The organism is Gordonia sp. (in: high G+C Gram-positive bacteria) (assembly GCF_012515855.1).
In the GTDB taxonomy this organism is placed as follows: domain Bacteria; phylum Actinomycetota; class Actinomycetes; order Mycobacteriales; family Mycobacteriaceae; genus Gordonia.
This window is the reverse complement of the sequence record NZ_JAAYXO010000011.1, coordinates 1-14,389: the sequence shown is the minus strand read 5'-3', so window position 1 is coordinate 14,389 and position 14,389 is coordinate 1. Positions and strand designations below refer to the sequence as shown.

Annotated in this window: 15 protein-coding genes; 6 read left to right on the top strand and 9 right to left on the bottom strand. The window is 69.2% G+C overall.

The features are described from left to right. Positions 1-20: 20 nt before the first annotated feature. Positions 21-689, top strand: a complete 669-nt coding sequence (locus GX543_RS00620) for a hypothetical protein (protein WP_290849103.1) — start codon at positions 21-23, stop codon at positions 687-689. Beyond that, positions 686-1,900, top strand: coding sequence for an alpha/beta-hydrolase family protein (locus tag GX543_RS00615; RefSeq protein ID WP_290849102.1), 1,215 nt, complete (start codon positions 686-688; stop codon positions 1,898-1,900). The genes GX543_RS00620 and GX543_RS00615 overlap by 4 nt, the downstream gene beginning before the upstream one ends. Here GX543_RS00615 and gatA read toward each other — a convergent pair. Together gatA and gatC are read right to left on the bottom strand one after the other, a co-directional pair. Further along, positions 1,870-3,357, bottom strand: coding sequence for an Asp-tRNA(Asn)/Glu-tRNA(Gln) amidotransferase subunit GatA (gene gatA, locus GX543_RS00610; RefSeq protein ID WP_290849101.1), 1,488 nt, complete (start codon positions 3,355-3,357; stop codon positions 1,870-1,872). The two genes, GX543_RS00615 and gatA, sit on opposite strands and share 31 nt — an antisense overlap. 2 nt (positions 3,358-3,359) lie before the next feature. Continuing rightward, positions 3,360-3,671 carry an Asp-tRNA(Asn)/Glu-tRNA(Gln) amidotransferase subunit GatC gene (gene gatC, locus GX543_RS00605; protein ID WP_290849099.1) on the bottom strand — a complete coding sequence of 104 codons (312 nt, stop codon included), beginning with the start codon at positions 3,669-3,671 and terminating at the stop codon, positions 3,360-3,362. A 170-nt stretch (positions 3,672-3,841) separates the two neighbouring features. Between gatC and GX543_RS00600 the strand changes: the two genes are divergently transcribed. Both GX543_RS00600 and GX543_RS00595 read left to right on the top strand, forming a co-directional pair. Continuing rightward, positions 3,842-4,180, top strand: a complete 339-nt coding sequence (locus GX543_RS00600) for a YbjQ family protein (RefSeq protein ID WP_290849098.1) — start codon at positions 3,842-3,844, stop codon at positions 4,178-4,180. Positions 4,181-4,182: 2 nt separating this feature from the next. After that, a complete protein-coding gene (locus GX543_RS00595; RefSeq protein ID WP_290849097.1) occupies positions 4,183-4,857 on the top strand; it encodes an amino acid-binding protein in 675 nt (224 codons plus the stop codon). A 245-nt stretch (positions 4,858-5,102) separates the two neighbouring features. Here the strand turns inward: GX543_RS00595 and ligA are convergent, their stop codons facing one another. Next, positions 5,103-7,166, bottom strand: coding sequence for an NAD-dependent DNA ligase LigA (gene ligA, locus GX543_RS00590; RefSeq protein ID WP_290849096.1), 2,064 nt, complete (start codon positions 7,164-7,166; stop codon positions 5,103-5,105). A gap of 71 nt (positions 7,167-7,237) precedes the next feature. On the opposite strand from ligA, the gene GX543_RS00585 reads away from it, so the two are divergent. Then, the gene (locus GX543_RS00585; RefSeq protein WP_290849095.1) at positions 7,238-7,621 is read left to right on the top strand and encodes an MmcQ/YjbR family DNA-binding protein; all 384 of its coding nucleotides are present in this window, start codon (positions 7,238-7,240) and stop codon (positions 7,619-7,621) included. A gap of 171 nt (positions 7,622-7,792) precedes the next feature. Here GX543_RS00585 and GX543_RS00580 read toward each other — a convergent pair whose 3' ends face one another. Then, positions 7,793-8,188: a RidA family protein gene (locus GX543_RS00580; protein ID WP_290849094.1), complete on the bottom strand. Its 396-nt coding sequence runs from the start codon at positions 8,186-8,188 to the stop codon at positions 7,793-7,795. 123 nt (positions 8,189-8,311) lie between these two features. On the opposite strand from GX543_RS00580, the gene GX543_RS00575 reads away from it, so the two are divergent. After that, positions 8,312-9,280, top strand: coding sequence for a WYL domain-containing protein (locus tag GX543_RS00575; RefSeq protein WP_290849093.1), 969 nt, complete (start codon positions 8,312-8,314; stop codon positions 9,278-9,280). Between the two features lie 10 nt (positions 9,281-9,290). Here GX543_RS00575 and GX543_RS00570 read toward each other — a convergent pair whose 3' ends face one another. The 5 genes from GX543_RS00570 to GX543_RS00550 all read right to left on the bottom strand — a co-directional run. Further along, complete coding sequence (locus GX543_RS00570) at positions 9,291-10,325, bottom strand: vitamin-B12 independent methionine synthase (RefSeq protein ID WP_290849092.1); 1,035 nt, start codon at positions 10,323-10,325, stop codon at positions 9,291-9,293. Continuing rightward, positions 10,322-11,416, bottom strand: coding sequence for a tRNA 2-thiouridine(34) synthase MnmA (gene mnmA / locus GX543_RS00565; protein ID WP_290849090.1), 1,095 nt, complete (start codon positions 11,414-11,416; stop codon positions 10,322-10,324). Before mnmA ends, GX543_RS00570 begins: the two co-directional genes overlap by 4 nt. Then, the gene (locus GX543_RS00560; RefSeq protein WP_290849088.1) at positions 11,413-12,654 is read right to left on the bottom strand and encodes a cysteine desulfurase family protein; all 1,242 of its coding nucleotides are present in this window, start codon (positions 12,652-12,654) and stop codon (positions 11,413-11,415) included. Before GX543_RS00560 ends, mnmA begins: the two co-directional genes overlap by 4 nt. A gap of 66 nt (positions 12,655-12,720) precedes the next feature. Beyond that, positions 12,721-13,542: a 1-acyl-sn-glycerol-3-phosphate acyltransferase gene (locus tag GX543_RS00555; protein WP_290849086.1), complete on the bottom strand. Its 822-nt coding sequence runs from the start codon at positions 13,540-13,542 to the stop codon at positions 12,721-12,723. Positions 13,543-13,598: 56 nt separating this feature from the next. After that, a partial coding sequence (locus GX543_RS00550; RefSeq protein WP_290849084.1) for a GNAT family N-acyltransferase occupies positions 13,599-14,389 on the bottom strand: 791 nt, incomplete at its 5' end.

Sequence of the window (14,389 nt, the reverse complement as noted above, 5' to 3'; positions counted from 1 at the left end):
CCGTTCCTAGCGTTCGTTGCATGACTTCGAATCCCACCGCCACTGAACCGACATCGACTCCCCGCATCGGCCCGATGCGCTGGTTCATCCGCGGCGTCGTCGGACTGGTCCTCGCGGTCGGCCTGCTGGCCGCGCTGCCGCTCAGCTCGGCGTTGGCCGCTGGAGAACCGGCGCAGGCGCCTGCCTTTCCGTCCACCGCGCCCGAGCGTGCGATCGCCTCCCTGGTCGATGCCACCGTGGTCGGTTACGACCGCGGTGACACTGTCGCCTTCCTGCCCGCCGATTTCGAGACCCGGCTCGGCTATCGCCCGGTGGTGGTCGACGGTCGCGCGATGAACCCGGACGGCGACTGTTCCTCGCCGGTCCCGCTCCCCGACCGGTTCGCCGATGCCTGCCGCGTCCACGACTTCGGTTACGACCTGCTCCGCTACGCGGATGCCGTGGGGCGCCCGGCGGCGCCCTGGGCACGGCCGGCCCTCGACCGCATGCTGATCGACGACATGCACGCGACGTGCGACGACCTGCTGTGTCACGCCGCGGCCGAGACCGCCCGGGTCGGACTGTCGCTCAACACCTGGCGGCAGCGGTCCGGGCCGCCCCGCCGCGAATCCGGTACCGAGATCGTCCGAACACTTCTCACGCGGACCGTCCAGACGGCGATCCCGATGACGAACGGCGATGCGGCATGAGCCCGCGGGTTCGCCGGTCGGCGATCTTCCAGATCCGACCGGCGGTCGCCGCGGGTGCGCTCGTCGGACGACTCCTGGCGCTGTCGCCCGGCATGATGCCGCGATCGGCGCTGATCACCGCGGTCGCCGGGACGGTCCTGACGCTGATCGGCATCGGAATCGGAGCCGTCATCGGCATGGCACGCGACCGCCTGCGCGACGACCGCCCACGCCCGGTGCCGGGTTTCTGGCTCGGAGTCGGCCTGCTGATCGTCGGCTCGGCGGTCGGCCTCGCCGCACGCCACGAGCTCGCCGTCCGGTCCGCGCTCGGCGTCCCGCCCATCGGAGTCGGCTGGATTGTCGCCGCCACCGTCGTCCCGGTGCTCACGGCCGCCGCGGTCATCGCGATTCGGCCCCGCGTGCTGCTGACCGCGGCCGCGGCCACCGTCCTGGTGACCTCGGCGATCGGGCTGTCCGGCCCCGCCGTCGCCACCGCCCCGTCCGTCCCAGACAGTGCAGCGATGCTCTACGGGCCGCTCACCGAGCCCGGATCGTTCGCCCAGCGCGCCGACCGGCTGGTGTCCCGGTGGGTCGCAGCGGGCGGTTTGGCCGAGCGCGCGGTGGTGGTCGCGGTGCCCACCGGTTCCGGGTGGGTGGATGCGGGCACCGTCGAGGGCGCTCGACGTCACTTCGACGGGTCGGTGCGAGTGCTCGCACTGCAGTACGACGACGTCGCCTCGTGGAAGGCGTTCGTGTCGTCGCCGGCCCGCGCAGGCGACAGCGCCACGGCGTTGGTGGCCGCCGTCGCGCGACGCATCGATCGGTCGCCGCAGACGCAACGCCCGCAGATGTATCTCGCCGGGCAGAGCCTCGGCGCGGTGGGTGCTGACGCCGCGCGCAGGTGGGCTCGACGAACGGGCGTCGACCTCGCGGGTACCGTACTGGCCGGCCCACCCGCCGGAACCATCGAAGAGGTTCCGGCGTGCGAGCGCCGAGTGGTGCTCGCCAACGACGACGATCCGGTCACCGCGTTCGGCGTCTCGCTCCTGTGGCGGCCGATCGACCACCGTCCGTGGCTGCCGGTGGCGTCGTTGCTCGCGACCGCACTCGACCTACCGGCGGCCCTGTCGGTGTCGACCGGGCACGGCCATCGCTACGGCCTCGAACAGGGCCTCGCCTTCGGCGATCTGCCGCCGGGCTGTCAGCCGATCGGGCCGCGCGCCGCCTCGTAGGCCGCGCCGATCCGGTACAGGCGGTCGTCGCCGAACGCCGGGGCCATGAGCTGCAGTCCGACCGGCAGTCCGTCGTCGGACGAGAGTCCCGACGGCACCGACATCGCGGAGGTGCCTGCCAGGTTGACCGGCAGCGTGCAGAGGTCGAAGAGGTACATCGACAGCGGGTCGTCGACCTTCTCGCCCAGCTTGAACGGGGTGGTCGGGGTGGTCGGCGAGATCAGCACGTCGACGTCCTGGTAGGCCTTCGCGAAGTCGCGCGCGATCAGCGTGCGGACCTTCTGCGCCTGGCCGTAGAAGGCGTCGTACGCGCCGGAGCTCAGCGCGTAGGTGCCGATCATGATGCGGCGCTTGACCTCTGCGCCGAATCCGGCCTCGCGGGTCAGCGCCATCACCTCGTCGGCGCTGTGGGTGCCGTCGTCGCCGACGCGCAGGCCGTAACGCATGGCGTCGAAGCGTGCGAGGTTGCTCGACACCTCCGACGGCAGGATCAGGTAGTAGGCGCCGAGCGCGTACGAGAAGTGCGGGCAGTCCACCTCGACGATGGTCGCGCCGAGGTCGGTGAGCTGCTTGCACGCCGCCTGGAACGACTCGACGACGCCCGGCTGGTAGCCGTCGCCCTGGAGTTGCTTCACCACGCCGATGCGCACGCCCGTCAGATCGCCGGTGGCGCCTGCGCGAGCCGCACCGACGACGTCCGGGATCGCGCGGTCGATGGAGGTGGAGTCGCGCGGATCGTGTCCGGCGATCACCTCGTGCAGCAGCGCGGTGTCGAGGACGGTACGACCGCAGGGGCCGCCCTGATCGAGCGACGACGCGCAGGCCACCAGGCCGTAGCGGGAGACGGTCCCGTAGGTCGGCTTCACACCGACGGTCGCGGTGACCGACGCGGGCTGGCGAATGGAGCCGCCGGTGTCCGTGCCGATGGCCAACGGCGCCTGGAACGAGGCCAGCGCCGCGGCACTGCCGCCGCCCGAGCCGCCGGGGATCCGGGTGACGTCCCACGGGTTGCGGGTCACCTGGTACGCCGAGTTCTCGGTGGAGGATCCCATCGCGAACTCGTCCATGTTGGTCTTGCCGAGGATCGGGATGCCTGCGGCGCGGAGCTTCGCGGTGACGGTCGCGTCGTACGGCGACTTCCAGCCCTCGAGCATCTTGGAGCCGCAGGTGGTCGGGGCATCGACCGTCGTGAAGACGTCCTTGAGGGCGATCGGGACGCCGGCCAGACCCGAGGGCGCCTCGCCCGCCGCGATCGCGTCGTCGGCGGCCTTGGCCGCTGCCAGCGACTCCTCGGCGCCGACGTGCAGGAAGGCGCCGAGCTCGCCGTCGATCTCGGCGATGCGATCCAGGTGCGCCTGTGTCACCTCGACGGAGGAGAGCTCGCGGGCGGCGATCTTGCCTGCCAGTTCGGCAGCGGTCAGTCCGGTGATGTCACCGGCGGTACGGGTGTTGCTCACGGTCACTCCTCCCCCAGGATCTGCGGCACAGCGAACCGCTCTTGCTCAACGGCCGGCGCGCCGGACAGCGCCTGCTCGGCGGTGAGCGACGGCAGCACCACGTCGTCGCGGAGCACGTCGCTCAGCTCGGCCGGGTGCGCGGTGGGCGGCACGTCGTCGGCGGCCACCTCGGAGATCTGCGCGACGTGGCTCAGGATCGCGTCGAGCTGCGACGCGTAACGGTCGAGTTCGGCGTCGTCGAGCGCCAAACGGGACAGTCGCGCCAGGTGCGCGACCTCGTCCCGGCTGATCGCCGGCTGGGATTCGGTGGACATCGTCGACCTCTCTACACACTCTCGCGGCAGCGGCCGCGCAAGTACTGGGACAGTAGGGTTCACCGACCAGGATATGCGCCCGCCCCGAGCACTTCCCGGGCAGGGATGCCTCCGCGCCGATGTCCGATTTCCGGTGGCCTGATGAGACGACACGACGTACTTTGGTACGCATGATGATCGTCACCACCAACGAATTGCCGGGATACCGGATCGAGCATGTTTTCGGGGAGGTCTTCGGCCTCACGGTGCGGTCCCGACATATCGGCTCCAACATCGGTGCGAGCTTCAAGGCGATCGCGGGCGGCGAGCTCCGCGGCATCACCGAATTGCTGCACGAGGCGCGCAATGAGGCCCTGGCTCGACTGGGCGCGGAGGCCCAGGCGAAGGGCGCGAATGCCGTGGTGGCCTTCCGCTTCGAGACCAACGAGTACGCCGGGACCGGTGGCGTCGAGGTCTGCGCTTACGGCACCGCAGTGGGTGTCCGTCCGCTCGAGCAGCAGCAGATCTGACGGTGTCGTACCTGCTACGTGTCCTCCTGAACGACCGCCCCGGCAGCCTCGGCATGCTCGCCGTGCAGCTCGGCACCATCGGTGCCGACATCCGCTCCCTCGAGGTGGTGGAGCGCGGCGACGGCTACGTGGTCGACGACATCGTCGTCGACCTGCCCTCGGGATCGCTTCCGGACACTCTGATCACCGCCGCCGAGAAGGTCGCCGGCATTCACGTCGACTCGCTGCGCCCATTCGCCGGGGTGCTCGACACCCACCAGGAGTTGGAGCTCATCGATCTGGTCGCGGCAGGCGGCAAGGACCGCCTCCAGGTGTTGGCCGACTACGCTCCCCGCGTGCTGCGGGTGTCATGGGCCTCGATCCTCTCCAAACCCGGGACCGAGGTGATTCGGCTGTATGGAAGCTCCGGCGCACCGGAGACCCACCTGACCGACGCCGACTGGCTGCCCCTCGAGACCGCGACGGCCTTCGATCCCGAGTCCGACTGGGTGCCTGATGCCTGGAAGGAGATGGACACCCGCCTGGCCGCCGCCCCGCTCGGCACCGACGGCAAAGCCCTCCTCCTGGGCCGGATCGGCGGCCCCGACTTCCGCCCCGCCGAAGTAGCCCGCCTCAGCTACCTCACCGGCATCATCGCCACGATCGCGACCAAGAAGTCAAAGAAGCCCGACGCCTGAACCTAATCGCTGCGCGTACGCAACCGGCAGCGGCACGAGCGACGCCAGCGAACGCATGCCGCAGATCCCAAAAGGAGCCCGCGGTCGGGGTCGCGGTGATTTCGACCGCCGACCTCTCCGCAGCGACGAGGCGCTAGCCGAGGAGTGAGGACTGCGGAGGCGGCGAAATCACCGCGACCCCGACCGCGAGCGGGCAGAACACCGAAGACAGCACGCGCGCGGTGGCGCAGCCACGCACAACGGACTTACGAAGACACCTCGCCGACACCCCCGGTCGCCAGCAACACCTTGAACCCCTCCTCGTCGAGAATCGGCACACCCAGCTCCTCGGCCTTAGCGGCCTTACTGCCGGGAGAATCCCCGATGACGACGTAGTCCGTCTTCTTCGACACCGACCCTGACGCCTTGCCGCCGCGGACGATGATCGCCTCCTTGGCGCCGTCGCGCGAGAAGTCGACGAGGGAGCCGGTCACGACGATCGTCTTGCCCTCCAGGGTGCGCTCGATCGATTCGTCGCGCTCATCGGACATCGAGACGCCGGCCGCCCGCCATTTGGCGACGATCTCGCGGTGCCAGTCGACGGCGAACCAGTCGTGCACGCTGGCAGCGCGGGTGGGTCCGAGCCCGTCGACCTCGGCGAGCTCGTCCACCGACGCGTTCTGGATCGCCTCGAGGTCGCCGAAGGCCGTTGCGAGGGCGCGCGCGGGCGTGGGTCCGACGTGCCGGATCGAGAGCGCGACGATCACGCGCCAGAGCGGGACCTGCTTGGCCTTATCGAGGTTCTGCAGGAAGCGTTTGCCGTTGGCGGAGAGGGCTCCGGCCTTGGTGGTGTAGAGGTCGGTCTTGATCAGGTCGTCGGCGGTGAGCCAGAACAGATCGCCTTCGTCGACCAGCGCACCGGACGACAGCAATGCCTGCGCGCCCTCGTAGCCCAGCGCTTCGATGTCGAAGGCGCCGCGGCCGGCGAGGTAGAACAGGCGCTCGCGGAGCTGGCCCGGGCAAGTCCGCTGGTTGGGGCAGCGGATGTCTTTGTCGCCCTCCTTGGCCGGTGCCAGTTCGGTGCCGCATTCGGGGCAGTTGGTCGGCATCACGAACTCGCGCTCGCTGCCGTCGCGCAGCTCCACCACCGGTCCCAGCACCTCGGGGATCACGTCGCCGGCCTTGCGGATGGTGATGGTGTCGCCGATCAGCACGCCCTTGCGCTTCACCTCGAAAGCGTTGTGCAGGGTGGCGCGGGCGACGGTCGAGCCGGCCACCAGCACCGGTTCCATCAGCGCCCAGGGCGTCACCCGGCCGGTACGACCGACGCCGACCATGATGTCGAGCAGCTTGGTGGTGACCTCCTCCGGCGGATACTTGTAGGCGATGGCCCACCGCGGCGCGCGCGAGGTGGCGCCGAGCCGCCGTTCCAGGGAGACGTCGTCGACCTTGACCACCAGTCCGTCGATCTCATGTTCCACCGAGTGCCGGTTCTCGCCCCAGTGGTCGATGATCGTGATGATCTCGTCGGCTCCGGTGACCCGGCGGGTGTGCTGCGAGACCGGCAGTCCCCAGTCGGCGAGCGCAAGGTAGGCGTCGTGCAGGGAGTCGGGCTTCCAGCCGTCGATCTTGCCGATGCCGTGGCAGATCATCCGCAGGTGTCGTTTGGCGGTGATCTGCGGATTCTTCTGCCGGAGTGACCCGGCGGCTGAGTTGCGCGGGTTGGCGAACGGCGCTTTGCCGTCTTCGACGAGCGAGGCGTTGAGGTTCTGGAAGTCCTCGACGCGGAAGAACACCTCGCCACGGACCTCCAGCAGTGCCGGGACGGGCCGCGAGGAGTCGTCGAGGACATGGGGCACATCGGTGATGGTGCGTGCGTTGAGGGTGACGTCTTCGCCGGTGCGTCCGTCCCCGCGGGTGACGCCGCGAATCAGTTTGCCGTTCTCGTAGACCAGCGCGAGCGCGACGCCGTCGATCTTGAGTTCGGTGAGGAACTCGGTCCCGGCACCGACCTCGGCCTCGGTCCGGGAGATCCAGGTGCGCATCTCGTCATGGTCGAAGACGTTGTCGAGAGACATCATCCGCTCGAGATGGTCGACGGAGGTGAAGTCGGTGGAGAAGCCGCCGCCCACGAGTTTGGTCGGCGAATCGGCGACCGCCAGTTCGGGATGAGCGTCCTCGAGCGCCTGCAGCCGGCCGAGCAGGGTGTCGAACTCGCCGTCGCTGATGACCGGCGCGTCCTGCACGTAGTACCGGAACTGGTGTCCGCGAACCTCTTCCGCCAGTCGTGCCCATTCGCGTGCCGGGTCGGTGCTCTTGTCCTCACTCACCGGTTCAGACTAACGGAGACCTCCGACGGTCTCGCCCCGCGAAAACCCCTCCGGCCACTATCCTTGCTGCCATGCCGCACCCGATCATGTTCTCCGACGACGATCCGATTCTGGGCCGACTGCGGACCATCGCGCTGGCACTGCCGGAGGCCACCGAGAAGGTGGCGCACGGCCGTCCGACCTTTCGCTGCGGGAAGATGTTCGCGATGTACGGCGGCAGCGAGAAGGGCTCCAAGGTTCGCCGCGACACCGCCCTGCTGTTCATCCCCGACCCTGTCGAACGTGAGGCCCTGATTCAGGACGACCGCTTCTTCCTTCCCGCGTACGTCGGCGCATACGGCTGGCTCGGCATCGACCTCGCCGCCGACTCCGACTGGGACGAGGTCGGCGAACTCCTCGACGCGAGTTTCCGCGAGGTGGCGCCGAAGCGGGCGATCGCGGCGCTGGAGGGATGACCGGCTGCGAAGCACTCCGACAGAGGCGTCCAGCATCATGGCCGGAGGTGCTCGACTGAGAGGTCGTACCTGGCGTACTGGATTTCGCGGAGTTCCGTAGTCGGCGCGAGTTCCTCCCCTGCCCTACTGTTCGCACTGAACCCGTCCAGCACGAGCAGTAGGGCGGCCGCGCTACGCGACAGCGGTTCCTTCGAGTTCGACCACCTGGCCGGGGATGGCGAGCCGGGTCACGCCGAGCATCGTGGTGGTCGGCGCAGCGCCTGCGCCTCCCAGCCGCCCGACAAGCACGCCGTAGTGCGGGAACAGGGCATCCACGTCTGTGGTGTAGACGTTCAGTCGAACGAGGTTCGACAAGGACATGGCAGCTGCGTTGAGCACGGCCTCAAGATTGTCGACGGCGAGGGCGAGCTGGGCCGCAACATCTCCCTCGTGTTCGGGGCGACCGTCCTTGCTCATCGCGGTCTGCCCCGAGATGTAGAGCGTCCGGGTCTCTCCAGAAACGACTTCCCCCTGGTTGAAGCCCATCTCCAGCGACCAGGTCACCGGATTGACTGCGGTTCGTTCCATTGCCACTCCTATCGTTGCGACGAGCATCCGCCGGCCGGTCAGCCACCGTTGTCAATGCCCGTTCAACCAGCCTCACAACTAATCACGACACCTAGTGTCATGATTCTTGGAGACAATGGAGTCATGCGCGCGGATCGGTTGGTATCGCTGGTGCTGCTACTGCGCCAGCGCGGACGAATGACGGCGGACGAGCTTGCCTGCGAGCTAGAAGTGTCCTCACGAACCGTGCTGCGCGACATCGAGGCGCTGTCTACCGCAGGAGTACCCGTCTACGCCGATCGTGGGCGGCATGGAGGCTTCTCCTTACTTCCGGGCTTCCGCACCGAACTGACGGGGCTGAACCACGAGGAAGCCCTCGCGTTGCTGACCGCAGGCTCCAGCCGGGGCGAGAAAGTCTTCGGCCTCAGTACGGCCCTGGCGTCCGCGATGCGAAAGGTCGTTGATGCGTTACCAGAGGGGCATAGGGCCGGCTTGGACGATGCTGCCAGACGCTTTCTGGTTGAGCCCGACACCGATCTGCTCTCCCGCCGTCCGGTCACTGAGTCCGTCGACAAAGGAGTGATGGGCGAGGTTCGCAAGGCCGTGCTGACCGGCCGCAAGCTCCGATTCCAGTACACCGCACCCGACAAGGAGCCACGGTGGCACACGGTCGACCCGATCGGCTTGGTCACCGTCCGTGATCGCACCTACCTGTTGGCGGCGAAGTCCGGGGAAGACCGTACGTATCGACTCTCACGCATGTCGATCGCCGAGGAACTCCCTGAGCGGGCCGACCGTCCCTCCCAGGTCGATCTCGACCGCATCTGGGCGCAGCGCAGCGCCCAGTTTCTCTCCGAGAATCACCTCCCCGTGGTCGTCAGAGTTCACCTCGCGCGCCGAGAGGAACTGCTCGGGGCGGCGCGGGCGGTGCGAGCTGAGGAAGCGGATTCCGACGGTTGGGTACGGCTCGATGTGACGTTCGAGGATCTACGTCACGCCGTCTGGGCCATCTGGCAGCTGGATACCGGTGCTGAAGTCCTCGCGCCCGAAGCACTCCGCGCTGCTCTACGTGATCGGGCAACGACGATTGCCGACCGCTACGGCCGTCCCTAGCGCCACGCACTCAGCCGTCAGATGGTGCGAAATCCGGATCCGCGGCCAGTCCCGACGCCACCTCCGACGACAGCGCCAGCGCGCGGGCGGCCCACTCCGGGGTCGCGCCGGCAAGGCCGCAGGTCGGGGTGACGAGGACGTTGTCCCGGAGGACCGCGCGCGGCAGTCCGATCCGATCGATCAGTCCGGCCAACTGACCCGCCAACGGCTCAGCATGGAGTGGTTTCGCCGGTCCGCTGGTCGGTACCAGGCCCGCGGCCAGCACTCCCCCGCCGTCGAGGTAGGCGCCGAGTGCGTCGTAATCCGCGGCCGGTCGGAGGTCCGTCACGTCGAGCGACAACGCGATGCCCGACAGTCGGCTCGTCAGGTCCCAGCGCGGCCGGCCACACGAGTGCAGCAGTACCGCGACACCGAGATCGTCGATCATCTGCTGCAGCAGTTCCGCGGCTTCGGGTGCCGGGATGGGCCGGATCGGATCGAGCCGGGTCAGCGGAGTGACGGTCCCGTCGATCGCCCGGCCGACATCCGGTTCGTCGAGCTGAACCACCACCCGAGCCCCGAGTCGTCGCTCCACCTCGGCGACGTGCTCGCGGAGGCCTTCGGTCAGGGACGCCGTCACGTCGCGGACGGCGCCGCGATCCTTCACGATCTTGTGCCCACCGCGCAGTTCCGCGTGTGCCGCGAAGGTCAACGGGCCGCAGGCCTGCACCTTTACTGTGCCGGAGCCACGGAGACCGGCGGTCTCCCAGTGCTCCTCGATCGCGTCCAGATCCCACCGGAGCCAGTCCCGCGATCGGCGGGTGGTGCTGTTCGGGTGGTCGACGAGCCGGTAGGTGCGATGCACCATGTCGAGCGGCAACTCGACGAGCAGCGCGCCGGTCCGGCCAATCAGGTCGGCGCCGACCCCGCGGGCGGGCAGTTCCGGCAGAAACGGGAGGTCCAGTTCGCCTGCCGCGATCCGCACGGCTTCGCGCGGATCGGTGCCCGGCATGGACCCGATTCCGGTGCCGACCCCGGTCGGCAGCCGCAATGGCGTCTCGGTCACGCCTGCGAACCGGTGATGCGACCGCTGCCGATCACCTGGTCGCCCTTCGCTTCGTCGAGGACGTAGAGAACGGCGGCCTGACCACGGGCGACACCGCGCAGCGGTTCGCGCAGGTCGATCCGCAGGGTCGGGCCATCGGAGCCGTCGATCGGTGTCGCGACCGCAGGCGCCAGCCCACCGTGGGCGCGCACCTGGACGACGCACTCGACGGGGCCGTCGGGCGTCTGTCCCGACGTCCACACGACGCGGTTGGCGGTGATGGTCCGTACGTCGAGGTCGGCCGCCGGCCCGACCGTGACGGTGCCGGTCGAGGAGTCGATGTCGGTCACGTAGCGCGGCTCGCCGTCGGCCGCGGGCGCCTCGACACCGAGGCCCTTGCGCTGGCCGATGGTGAACCCGTGGACGCCCTCGTGCTCGGCGAGGGTGTCGCCGGTGGTCGCGTCGACCACCGCGCCCGGCCGGATACCGATGCGTGCGCCGAGGAACGCGCGGGTGTCGCCGGTGGGGATGAAGCAGATGTCGTGCGAGTCGGGCTTGTTCGCCACAGCGAGGCCGCGGCGCTCGGCTTCCTCGCGGATCTGTGCCTTCGGGGTGTCGCCGATCGGGAACATCGCTCGCGACAGCTGGTCGTGGTCGAGCACCGCCAGCACGTACGACTGATCCTTGTCGTCGTCGACGGCGCGGCGCAGTTCACCCTCGTCCAGGCGGGCGTAATGACCGGTGGCGAGCGCGTCGAAACCGAGGGCGACGGCGCGCTCGGCGAGCGCGGAGAACTTGATCTTCTCGTTGCACTCCAGGCACGGATTAGGCGTCTCACCTGCGGCATACGCGGCGACGAACTCGTCGATCACGTCTTCTTTGAAGCGGTCGGCGAAGTCCCAGACGTAGAACGGGATGCCCAGCATGTCCGCCACGCGGCGGGCATCGTCGGCGTCCTCGCGTGAGCAGCAGCCCCGCGATCCGGTGCGCAGCGCGCCGGGTGCCGTCGAGAGTGCCAGGTGCACGCCGACCACCTCGTGGCCGGCCTCGACCGCGCGTGCTGCGGCGACCGCCGAATCGACACCGCCGCTCATTGCTGCAAGAACCCTCATTGGGACACCCCTCCTGTTCGCGCTCCGACCGCCGACAGCAGACCCGCGGCCCGGGCCCGGTCGACGACCTCGCCGATGACGCCTGCCACGACGTCGACGTCTTCTTCCGTGTTGTTGGTTCCGAACGAGAACCGGAGCGAGCCGCGGGCCGTCGCCGTGTCCATGCCCATGGCGAGCAGGACGTGACTGGCCGCCGCCACCCCGGCGTTGCAGGCCGAACCCGCGGAGCATTCGACGCCCTTCGCGTCGAGCAGCATCAGCAGCGAATCGCCTTCGCAGCCCTCGACCGACACGTGCACGATGCCGGGCAGCGTGCGGTCCGCGTCGATCACGTAGGCACCGTTGGCCCGGACGCCGGGAATCGCACGCAGCACCTCGGCCAGCCGGTCGCGCAGTGCGGCGAGGCGGACGACCTCGGTGTCGAGCGATTCGACCGCCAGGTGCAACGCGGCGGCCATCCCGGAGGCCGCGGCGACAGCCTGCGTCCCCGACCTGATGTCGCGTTCGTGGCCACCGCCGTGCAGCAGCGGAACGCACGCGACGTCGCGGCGCAGGAGCAGCGCGCCCATGCCTTGCGGGCCGCCGAACTTGTGGGCGGCCACCGACATCGCCGACAGCCCGCTGGCCGCGAAATCCACCGGCAGATGGCCGGCCGCGGCGACGGCATCGGAGTGCACCGGGACGCCGTACTCGGCGCCCACGGCAGCGATCGCGGCGATCGGCTGCACGGTCCCGACTTCGTTGTTGGCCCACATCACCGAGATGAGCGCTACCTCGTCGGCGCAGTCGGCGAGGACCGCACCGACCGTCTCCGGGTCCACGAAACCGTGGCCGTCCACCGGGAGCACCACCAGCTCCGCGTCGCCGTCGTCGGCCAGCCACTGGGCGGGGTCGAGAACGGCGTGATGTTCGACAGCCGAGATCAGGATCTTGCGACGACGGTCGTCCTCGCGCCGGCGGGCGTCGTAGATGCCCTTGATCGCCAAGTTGTCGGCCTCGGTCCCGCCGCCGGTGAAGATGATCTCCGACGGCCGCGCACCCAGGTCGCGGGCGATCGACTCGCGCGATTCCTCGAGCAGGCGTCGGGCGGCACGCCCGGAGCCGTGCAGGGACGACGGATTGCCCGGCTGTGCCCAGGCAGCGGTCATCGCGGCGGCGGCTTCGGGGACCAGTGCGGTGGAGGCGGCGTTGTCGAGATAGACCGGCTTCCGCTTCGGGGTCGAGGACAGAGAAGACATGACCTAACCAGGATAGACATCCGAGCGGTCATCTCCCAGTCGAGCGCCTGCGGTGTGACCGCCCTGTCAGACGACCACCGGTTCGGTCGGCATCCGCACCGGGAGGTCGACCGCCAACTCCTCCAGCGCGGCGACCGATTCCACGGGCGCGATCAGATCCTGAGCGAGCGCCGCGAGGTGCCTGCGGTCGCCCGCGGGCATCAGGAGGTCGAACACCGTGACCGTGACCGCGAGGTCGCGCGACCGGACGATGCGCGCGAGGGTCGACCCGATGGTGTCATCAGCGAGAAAGCCCGGCATCGTCGTACGGTGCCCCTGATCGGTGTACGACAGCCGCACCGGGAGCACCGGGACTCCGGCGTCGACGGCCGACTGGAAGAAGGCGGGCTTGAAGGTGCCCGATGCGGTGCCGCACCAGGTGGTGCCCTCGGGGAACACCGCCACCGGTCGACCGGCGTCGAGGATCTCCGTCACCTGGTCGATCATCGGGCGCAGTCGGCGGAGGTCGCCGCGCCGGTGTGGAAGGACGGCGAAGAGCTTCGCCACGGCACCGAATCCGCCCATCTGCAGCACCTCGCGCTTGGCGACGAAACGCGCAGGCGAGACACAGGCCAACGCAACGATGTCGAGGAAGGAGATGTGATTGGCGACCATCAGCGCGCCGCGCAGCCGTCGAGCACCCGGCGGGCGGTGGTCGTCGATCTCCAGGACCACGCCCATGGTCCGGAGCGCCACCTTGGCACTACCCCGCCAGTAGCCGTGACGTGCCGTCCTCGGGAGCAGGATGGTGAGCACGCCGACAGTCACCACGGCGAGACCCACGGTGACCAGGGCCGTGACGCGAGCCGAGGCCCGCAGCCGCGACACCGGTTCCACATAGGTGTGCACGCAGTGGGGGCCGCAAGGGCTCGAAGGCGACCACGCGCTGCCTTCCACGTCGCCCCCTATTCGCTGCGTCCGAGGCGGACCATCGCACCGCGGAGCCGATCGGCATACCGCTGATCGCCGTTGTAGCGGTCAAGGACGGTGAGGAAGTCGCCGACGTCGAAGACCTCGTCGAAAGCCGGTTCGCCACACACCCGGGCACCGAGCCGAACGTAGCCGCGCAGCAGTGCGGGTAGTCGGTTGGTGGCCGGCGGCTCCAGGTCGTCCAACCGCAGGCCGTCGACCTCGACCTCTCGGTACGGGTACACCTGCCACGGCGCGCGGTGCTTGTCGCGGGCCAGATCGCGGATCCCGCGGAGCTCGCGTCCGCGGCCGATCTCCGACTCCAGCGGCACCGACACGCAGCCCATCAGGTAGCGGTAACTGTTCTCTTCCAGGTAGTTCAGGATGGCCGCCCAGAGCATCGCGGTCACCGATCCGCTGCGGTGCTCGGCGTCGACGACGGCACGTCCCATCTCGACGGTCTCGCCGCGGATTCCGCCGAGCTCGTCGAGGTCGAACTCGCCCGCCGAGTACCACCCGCCCGCAGCGATGGCACGCGGCGGCGGCAGGACGCGCGCGCAGCCCACCAGTTTGTCGGTCGGCAGGTGACGGACCAGCATGTGCTCGCAGTACTCGTCGAAGGCGTCGGCGTCGCGACCCGTGGCCGCATCGCCGATGGCGTCGGAGTAGCCGGGCTCGGTGTTGAAGACGTTGAACCGGAGCCGCTGCGCGGCCTCGATCTGATCAGCGTGTTCGGAGACGGAGACCTCGTAGTCGCCACCGGACAGGAGTACCCGACGAGCGGTGG

Coding starts and splice junctions, on each gene's coding strand:
- gatC (WP_290849099.1), bottom strand. CDS start 3,671: ATGTCCACCGAATCCCAGCCGGCGATCAGCCGGGACGAGGTCGCGCAC.
- GX543_RS00575 (WP_290849093.1), top strand. CDS start 8,312: ATGCGCGCGGATCGGTTGGTATCGCTGGTGCTGCTACTGCGCCAGCGC.
- GX543_RS00615 (WP_290849102.1), top strand. CDS start 686: ATGAGCCCGCGGGTTCGCCGGTCGGCGATCTTCCAGATCCGACCGGCG.
- mnmA (WP_290849090.1), bottom strand. CDS start 11,416: ATGAGGGTTCTTGCAGCAATGAGCGGCGGTGTCGATTCGGCGGTCGCC.
- GX543_RS00580 (WP_290849094.1), bottom strand. CDS start 8,188: ATGGAACGAACCGCAGTCAATCCGGTGACCTGGTCGCTGGAGATGGGC.
- GX543_RS00600 (WP_290849098.1), top strand. CDS start 3,842: ATGATGATCGTCACCACCAACGAATTGCCGGGATACCGGATCGAGCAT.
- GX543_RS00560 (WP_290849088.1), bottom strand. CDS start 12,654: ATGTCTTCTCTGTCCTCGACCCCGAAGCGGAAGCCGGTCTATCTCGAC.
- GX543_RS00620 (WP_290849103.1), top strand. CDS start 21: ATGACTTCGAATCCCACCGCCACTGAACCGACATCGACTCCCCGCATC.
- GX543_RS00585 (WP_290849095.1), top strand. CDS start 7,238: ATGCCGCACCCGATCATGTTCTCCGACGACGATCCGATTCTGGGCCGA.